Origin of the sequence: Pseudoalteromonas sp. S558 (assembly GCF_005886635.1) — a bacterium.
Classification (GTDB): domain Bacteria; phylum Pseudomonadota; class Gammaproteobacteria; order Enterobacterales; family Alteromonadaceae; genus Pseudoalteromonas; species Pseudoalteromonas aliena.
Genome location: NZ_PNDU01000180.1, coordinates 1 through 622, shown reverse-complemented (window position 1 = coordinate 622; position 622 = coordinate 1). Strand labels below are relative to the sequence as shown.

At 41.8% G+C, this 622-nt stretch carries 1 protein-coding gene and 1 pseudogene; both read right to left on the bottom strand.

The features are described 5' to 3' along the window. A partial coding sequence (locus CWB66_RS22675; protein ID WP_289508503.1) for a hypothetical protein occupies window positions 1–71 on the bottom strand: 71 nt, incomplete at its 3' end. Between the two features lie 34 nt (window positions 72–105). Next, window positions 106–622, bottom strand: a pseudogene (locus CWB66_RS22670) (transposase); the annotation flags it as partial.

The following is a 622-nucleotide window of genomic DNA, read 5'->3' as shown; positions in this document are numbered from 1 at the left end:
ACCAAGGTTTCTTTTAAGCGCTGATACAGCGGTGACAACAATTGCGCGCAGCGTAGCATCCAACTCGACATGGTTTGTCGGCTCAACTCAATACCGATATCGGCAAACTTTGTATTTCTTTTTATAACGCACCCAGACATTTGCCTCTTTCATTAACGGTGCTGTTTTGTGACGGCTCACCGGAAAACCGAGTGCATTTAAGACTTTCTGAATACGCCTTTCACCGTAAGTATTATCACTGAAGTGCGCTATGTCCTTGACCCAATCAATCATTTCTTGATGTGTTGGATCCTCTGATTTAGTTGAATATCGCTTTTGATAACTATAGTAATTGTTACTTTTTACACCCAGTATTTGGCACATGACCGCCACAGGCTAGGTCTTCTTGTATTGGGTTATGAACGAATATTTCACTTCGTTTCTTTGGCAAAGAAGACCGTCGCTTTTTTTAATATTTCACACTGCATTTCTAGGCGTTTCACTTGCGCTTTTAGCTCTCTGATCTCTTCTTGCTCAGGGGTTAAATTACCGTTCCCTCTAAAAGCCTGCCCATCATCATTTTCAGCTTCTTTTATCCACCGACCAAGCATGTTGGGATTTACCCCTAAATTTCTAGAGGCTT